Source organism: Mesorhizobium sp. Arg314 (assembly GCF_053714275.1).
Genome location: NZ_JBSKBP010000032.1, coordinates 55,857 through 61,918, shown reverse-complemented (window position 1 = coordinate 61,918; position 6,062 = coordinate 55,857). Strand labels below are relative to the sequence as shown.

The following is a 6,062-nucleotide window of genomic DNA, read 5'->3' as shown; positions in this document are numbered from 1 at the left end:
AGCTTGCCGTTTTCGTCGCGAGCGCCGGAGCCGACGGCGATGATCTCGCCTTCCTGCGGCTTCTCCTTCGCCGTATCGGGGATGATGATCCCGCCGGCGGTCTTGGATTCGGATTCAACCCGGCGAACGACCACGCGGTCATGAAGCGGGCGGAACTTCGACTTTGCCATTTTTTCTTCCTCGAATGAGAACGGTGAGAACTGTTCCTCCATCCGGCGATGCCGGACATGGTTAGCACTCACCAATGGCGAGTGCTAACGTGGCGCTGAGATAGGCCGGTGACTTGCGAGAGTCAAGGCGCGCGGGAAGGGGCAATCGCGCGAAATTTTTCTCATGCGTGTCGGCAGGCGGAAATACGCTGGCTGGCGCCAGGCATGGTCGAGCAATCTTGCCCGTTAGTCCCGGCGCCTCGGCGACCGCAGCGTCAGCAGCGGGCAGCGCTCGGCGAGCCCGTACGTACCGGTCGAGACAATGCCGACATCGCCGAAATCCGCTTCGGCCTCTTCGACGATAGCCGCCGCCGGCGCGAAGCTGTAGATGGCCGACGAGTTCCGGTAGACGTCGATGGTGCCGATGACCGGCAGTTCCCATCCGGTACGCGCCGAAAGCTCGTCGCGGTCGGGAAACATCCTGTCGAATTGCTCGAGGATTCCCGTTACCGGTATGATGTAGTCGGGCGCGCCGCCGCTTGCGGTCATGGCCACGCGCCATTTGAGCTCGTGGAAGGTCGAGACGCCGCCGCTCAATGCCAGGGCGCGGACATCTTTGGGGTCGTCGCGTGTTTCGGAAGAGGCGTAAAGCCTGATGCCGGCGCGGCCGTCGGCATTGAGTGCGCGCGCGATCGCCGAGAAAAGCGCTCGTCTTGCATCGGCTCCGCCGATGACCGAGAGACATCCATCGCCTATAAGCGCATCGATACTCGCGCCAGGAAACGGCAGGTCGAACCAGTCTCCCCGCACCGCCTTGCGCGCATCGGTGTCGCCCGGCCAGATGCCGGCAATCATGTCGGCGGACTCGTCGACTGCGGTCATGGTGGCGCCCAGTGCGGCAAGCTCCGGTGTCACGCCGAGCATGACGACGCGCGATCGAGCGAGGTCGAGTTCGCGATTATAAGCCTCGACGACTTCCGGCGGCGGCCGCAGGGGGGACCCGAGCAACCGCCAGTGCTTGCGAATTGCATTCCAGTGCTCAGTCATCCACAGCTCCGCCCGTACGACATTGTATTCGAACGCATAATCGAGGACGCTCAAGAAACCAAGCGGGAGGGTGGATGGCACGTATCGCGGTTATCACGCATGAGTTTGACGGGTTTGAACGTCGTCGCGCGCCGTTGCTGCGCCGCGACAGCCCCTACATGCTCTTCGATCTCCTGGAGGAGCTGAAGCGCCGGGGACATTCCGTACGCATTCTTGCGGGCACTTCGGCCAAGCCGGAGGCGGATATCGCGGTACTGCATGTCGACGCGACCGTGACGCCACCTGAATATGTCGAATACGCGCGCACCTATCCCTTCTGCCTCAACATCGGCGCCGCCGACATCTCGAAGCGACGCGTGAGCGGCGCGGTGATCGACAGGGACCACGGCTGGCAAGGCCCTGTCATCGTCAAGAGCAGCCTCAACAATCTGGGAACGCGAGAGCAGACGCTCAACCGGCGATCGCGGCGCGCCGGCAGGCCGGAGCCATTTCCCGATGCCAAGCTGCTCGATCGTTACCGCATCCATAGCTCGCTTGCGGATGTTCCCTCGGCGGTGTTCGATCGCAAGGATCTCGTGGTGGAAAAGTTCGTTCCCGAGCCCGAGCCGGATGGCTTTGGCGCCCGCTTCTGGCTGTTCTGCGGAGAACGCGAGCGTTGTACCCGGCATGTCTCGCCGCAAAACCTGGTCAAAGGCGAAGATACGATCCGCCGCGAGCCGGTTCCGGTTCCCGACGAGCTCCGGGCGCTGCGGCGTGAGCTTGGCTTCGACTACGGCAAATTCGATTTCGTCATGCATGAAGGCAGGGCCGTGCTGCTTGACGCCAACAAGACGCCCGGCCGCGTCCGCAACCTGTCTGCCTTCCTCGCCGCCGGCAACGCCAATCTCGCCGACGGCTTCGAAGGGCTGATCCGCCAGGTGAGCTAAGCGGGATCACACTCGCTCAGATATTCATGCCGCCCGAGACTTCGATCCGCTGGGCGTTGACCCAGCGATTGTCGTCCGAGAGCAGCGAGGCGATCATCGGGCCGATATCGTCGGCGACGCCGGCGCGGCCGAGCGCGGTGACGCCGGCCACCATGCGGTTGATCTCGGCATCGTCGCGCACATGGCCGCCATTGAAGTCGGTGGCGATGGCGCCCGGCGCCACGGTGTTGGCGGTGATGCCGCGCGCCCCAAGCTCCTTGGCGAGGTAGCGCGTGAACACCTCGATGCCGCCCTTCATCATCGCATAGGCCGACGATCCGGGAGCGGCAAAGCGGGCAAGCCCGCTCGAGATGTTGACGATGCGGCCGCCGTCGTTGATCATCGGCAGCAGCGCCTGGGTGAGGAAGAACACGCCCTTGAGATGTGTGTTCATCAGCGTGTCGAATTCCTCTTCCGTCGTCTCGCCGATCATCTTGCGCAGGCCGGTGCCGGCATTGTTGACGAGATAGTCGAAGCGGTCGCGCTGCCAGGTCTCGTTGAGCGTCGTCTTCAGCGCCGCGACGAAGGCCGGGAAGGTGGCGACGGCGCCGGTGTCGAGCTCAAGTGCTGCGGCGCGGCCGCCGGCGGCCTCGATCTCGGCGATCGCCGACTTCGCTTCATCGGCGCGCGTGCGATAGGTGACGATGACGTCGACACCCCGCCGGGCGAGGTGGAGCGCGGTGTTGCGGCCGAGGCCGCGGCTGCCGCCGGTGATGAGAGCGATGGGACGGGTGGTCATGGCGAAATCTCCTTCTGTGTCGATGGAGATGCATATACTCGCCTAGAGGGGCGATATAATCGGCCACGGATTGCCAACACTATTCAGCCCGTGCGAACAATAAGTGATGGACCGATTTGACAGCATGCGGCTCTTCACCCGCGTCGTGGAACGGCGCAGCTTCACCGCGGCCGCCGCAGATCTCGGTCTGCCGCGCTCCAGCGCCACCGCCGCGATCAAGCAACTGGAGGAGCGGCTGGGCGTGCAACTGCTGCGCCGCACCACGCGCCACGTCACCACGACGCTCGACGGCGAAGCCTATTACCAGCGCTGCATTGCCATTCTTGCCGACATCGAGGACGCCGAGGGCGGGTTCGGTGCGCATGAGGTGCGCGGGCGACTGAGCATCGACATCAATGGCAACATGGCCCGCACCTTCGTCATCCCGGAACTGCCGGCGCTGCTCGCCCGCTATCCCGCGCTCAGTTTGCATATCGGCGAGGGCGACCGCTTCGTCGATCTGGTGCGCGAGGGCGTCGATTGCGTGGTGCGCGCCGGAACGCTCCCCGACAGCGATATGATCGCGCGCCGCATCGGCATGGCGCGCGAGGCGACGCTGGCAAGTTCGGATTATATCGAGCGCCATGGCCTGCCGCGCTCGCTGGACGAGCTTGCCGGGCACATGATGATCGGCTTCGTCTCGTCGCGCACCGGCCAGGTGATGCCGCTGGAATTCACCGTCGACGGCAAGATCCGCGAGATCGTGCTTCCGTCGCGGGTCACTGTTTCCAATTCCGACACCGCCGCTACGCTGGTGCGCCAGGGTTTCGGCCTCTACCAGGCGCCGCGCCGCCGCTTCGCCGCCGATATCGGCGCCGGCCGGCTGGTCGAGGTGCTTCCCGACAATCCGCCGACGCCGACACCGATCTCGGTGCTCTATCCGCCCAGCCGACAATTGTCGCCGAGGGTGAGGGTGTTTGTGGATTGGCTGGTGGAGATATTGGGGCCGAAGCTGGAGCCGTCCTAAGTTATCTTCGCTGGCGGGACAGCACCCCCCCTCTGTCCTGCCGGACATCTCCCCCGCAAGGGGGGAGATTGGCAGCTCCGATTGCTAGCCAATTCTGCGGCGTGGGGGATTAGCGAAACCCGGTGCGACATCTGATCTCCCCCCTTGCGGGGGAGATGCCCGGCAGGGCAGAGGGGGGTGTGAAGGAACACGACTTTCGCGGTCTAGAGCGGCGTCACCGAAACCTACAAAAACAGCCGCAACTGTGTATGAATAATCGCGCGATAGTCCTCGATCGTGCGCCGGCCTTCTTCCTTATCCTGCGTCAGCGCCAGCCGCACGACGCCGCCGGCAAGCTGGAAGATCAGGAACACGACGCGCCCGAACGCCTCGCGCTGCTCAAGCTTTAGCATCGGCGCGACGTGGTCGCAGAACATCTTGGCCTGATGCCTCGTCTCGGCGATGTCGAGATGCTGCAGCGCCTTGTCGGCCTGGATGGCATTTTGCAGGTCCTGGATGGCCGGGTCCGCCGCGACGCGGGCAAAATAGTCGTCGAGCAGGCGATCGGCGGCCGCGGTCACGTCGTCCAGTGCGCGTATCTCGGCGATGATGGCGCCGAAGCGTGCTCGGCTTTCCTCGGAAAACCGCTCGTAGAGCATCGCCAAAATCGCCGACTTGCTCGGGAAGTAATGATAGACGGTTGCGATCGGCCCGCCGGCCAGCGCGCCGACTTCCTTCATCGTTACCGCGTCGATGCCCTTTTCGCCGATCAGCCGCATGGTCGTGGCGAGGATCGCATCGATGCGCTCGCGGCTGCGCTCCTGCTTCGGCCTGCGCCGCGGTTCCGTCGCCCTTCGCCTTGTCTGCGTCATGCGCCAAATCTCGTGAAGCTTACGAATTCGCGGTTGACAAGAAACATGATCAAGTATCAGTTTCGTTAGATGCTGACAACTTGTCAGTTTTTTGGTCGAGCTGCAAGGGGAGGGCACCTCGTGACTGCATCGCAAGCCGCGCAAGCGGACAATGGCAATTGGCTTGTCGGCAATCCGACGGGACTGCAACTGGCCTCGGCGCTGTGGATCGGCTCGGTCGGCCTGCTCATCCTCGGACTGCAGCCGGTGCTGCTCGGCGCGCTCTATACGGAGGGTCATGTCACCGGCGATCAGCTGGCGCTGGTCGCCACCGCAGAAATGATCGCGATCGCCATCGGCTCGGCGATCGTGGCGATGCTGCTCCCCGCCAGGAACATGCGCTGGAAGAGCGCGGTGCTGCTCGTCCTGCTCGCGCTCGCCAATTTCTGGACCGCTTATGCCGGCACCGCCAACGCGCTGATCGGCGCCCGCACACTGGCCGGCCTCGCTGAGGGCGGGCTGGTCGCCGTCGCCACCGAATTGATCGCCCGCTCGCGCCGGGCCGAGCGCATTGGCGGCTATTTCGTCACGCTGCAGACCTTGGCGCAATGCGGGCTGGCGCTGATCCTCGCGCTCTATGCGGTGCCTGCGGCCGGCTCGGCCGGCGGCTTCATCGCGCTCGGTATCGTCTGCCTGCTTTCGCTGGTCGTCGCCTGGACCGTGCCGGACGACTATGCCGACCTGCCCAAGGAAGAGCATTTTGCCAATGTGGCGACCGTGCCGGCGATCACCGCGCTGCTGTCGATCTTCTGCTATTTCATGTTCTTCGGCGCCGTCTGGGCTTTTCTCGAGCCCATCGGGGCGCAGTTCGGCATTGACGGCCGCACGGTCGGCCTGATGGTTTCGGCAAGCCTGGCCGCGCAGGTGATCGGCGCCATGACCGCAACCGTCTTCGAGGCGCGCATCGACTATCGTTTTGCCATCACAATCATCGGCATTATCGCGGCGATCAGCTCGGTGCTGCTTGCCTCCGGCCCGGGTCTTTCGGTGTTCTGGGCAGCCGCGCTGATGATGGGCTTCATCCTGCTTTTCATCGTGCCCTATCAGATCCGCCTCGCCATCACCGCCGACGAGACGCGCAACGCCGTATTGCTGGTGCCGGCCGCCCAGCTTTTCGGCCTCGCCATCGGCCCGATCGCCGCCTCGCTGCTGATCGACGGCGCGAACTTCCGGCCCGTGCCCGAATTCGCCGCCGCGACCGCTTTGGCCAGCGTGCTGCTGCTCGGCGTCTTCGTGCTCGTCGCGCGGCGGCGCGGCAAGGCCTGA

The 6,062-nt window shown here is 64.5% G+C and carries 7 protein-coding genes; 3 read left to right on the top strand and 4 right to left on the bottom strand.

The genetic code is table 11. The features are described from left to right. Positions 1 to 170 (bottom strand): co-chaperone GroES (locus ACWGS9_RS26125; protein WP_454507976.1); only part of this gene is annotated, 170 nt, incomplete at its 3' end. A gap of 225 nt (positions 171 to 395) precedes the next feature. Then, positions 396 to 1,196 (bottom strand): methyltransferase domain-containing protein, encoded by an 801-nt coding sequence (locus tag ACWGS9_RS26120; protein WP_454507971.1) that lies wholly within the window; start codon positions 1,194 to 1,196, stop codon positions 396 to 398. Between the two features lie 74 nt (positions 1,197 to 1,270). On the opposite strand from ACWGS9_RS26120, the gene ACWGS9_RS26115 reads away from it, so the two are divergent. Continuing rightward, on the top strand, positions 1,271 to 2,122 hold the full coding sequence (locus ACWGS9_RS26115; protein WP_454507970.1) for a hypothetical protein: 852 nt from the start codon (positions 1,271 to 1,273) through the stop codon (positions 2,120 to 2,122). Between the two features lie 16 nt (positions 2,123 to 2,138). Here ACWGS9_RS26115 and ACWGS9_RS26110 read toward each other — a convergent pair whose 3' ends face one another. Beyond that, on the bottom strand, positions 2,139 to 2,900 hold the full coding sequence (locus ACWGS9_RS26110) for an SDR family NAD(P)-dependent oxidoreductase (RefSeq protein ID WP_454507969.1): 762 nt from the start codon (positions 2,898 to 2,900) through the stop codon (positions 2,139 to 2,141). 106 nt (positions 2,901 to 3,006) lie between these two features. Here ACWGS9_RS26110 and ACWGS9_RS26105 point away from each other — a divergent pair, with 106 nt between their 5' ends. Further along, positions 3,007 to 3,906, top strand: a complete 900-nt coding sequence (locus tag ACWGS9_RS26105) for a LysR family transcriptional regulator (protein ID WP_454507968.1) — start codon at positions 3,007 to 3,009, stop codon at positions 3,904 to 3,906. A gap of 224 nt (positions 3,907 to 4,130) precedes the next feature. On the opposite strand, the gene ACWGS9_RS26100 is transcribed toward ACWGS9_RS26105, so the two are convergent. After that, the gene (locus tag ACWGS9_RS26100; protein WP_454507967.1) at positions 4,131 to 4,757 is read right to left on the bottom strand and encodes a TetR family transcriptional regulator; all 627 of its coding nucleotides are present in this window, start codon (positions 4,755 to 4,757) and stop codon (positions 4,131 to 4,133) included. A gap of 120 nt (positions 4,758 to 4,877) precedes the next feature. On the opposite strand from ACWGS9_RS26100, the gene ACWGS9_RS26095 reads away from it, so the two are divergent. After that, positions 4,878 to 6,062: an MFS transporter gene (locus ACWGS9_RS26095; protein ID WP_454507966.1), complete on the top strand. Its 1,185-nt coding sequence runs from the start codon at positions 4,878 to 4,880 to the stop codon at positions 6,060 to 6,062.

Bases quoted from the DNA above. Each gene is read 5' to 3' on its own strand.
- ACWGS9_RS26120 (WP_454507971.1), bottom strand. From the start codon at position 1,196: ATGACTGAGCACTGGAATGCAATTCGCAAGCACTGGCGGTTGCTCGGG.
- ACWGS9_RS26115 (WP_454507970.1), top strand. From the start codon at position 1,271: ATGGCACGTATCGCGGTTATCACGCATGAGTTTGACGGGTTTGAACGT.
- ACWGS9_RS26100 (WP_454507967.1), bottom strand. From the start codon at position 4,757: ATGACGCAGACAAGGCGAAGGGCGACGGAACCGCGGCGCAGGCCGAAG.
- ACWGS9_RS26105 (WP_454507968.1), top strand. From the start codon at position 3,007: ATGGACCGATTTGACAGCATGCGGCTCTTCACCCGCGTCGTGGAACGG.
- ACWGS9_RS26110 (WP_454507969.1), bottom strand. From the start codon at position 2,900: ATGACCACCCGTCCCATCGCTCTCATCACCGGCGGCAGCCGCGGCCTC.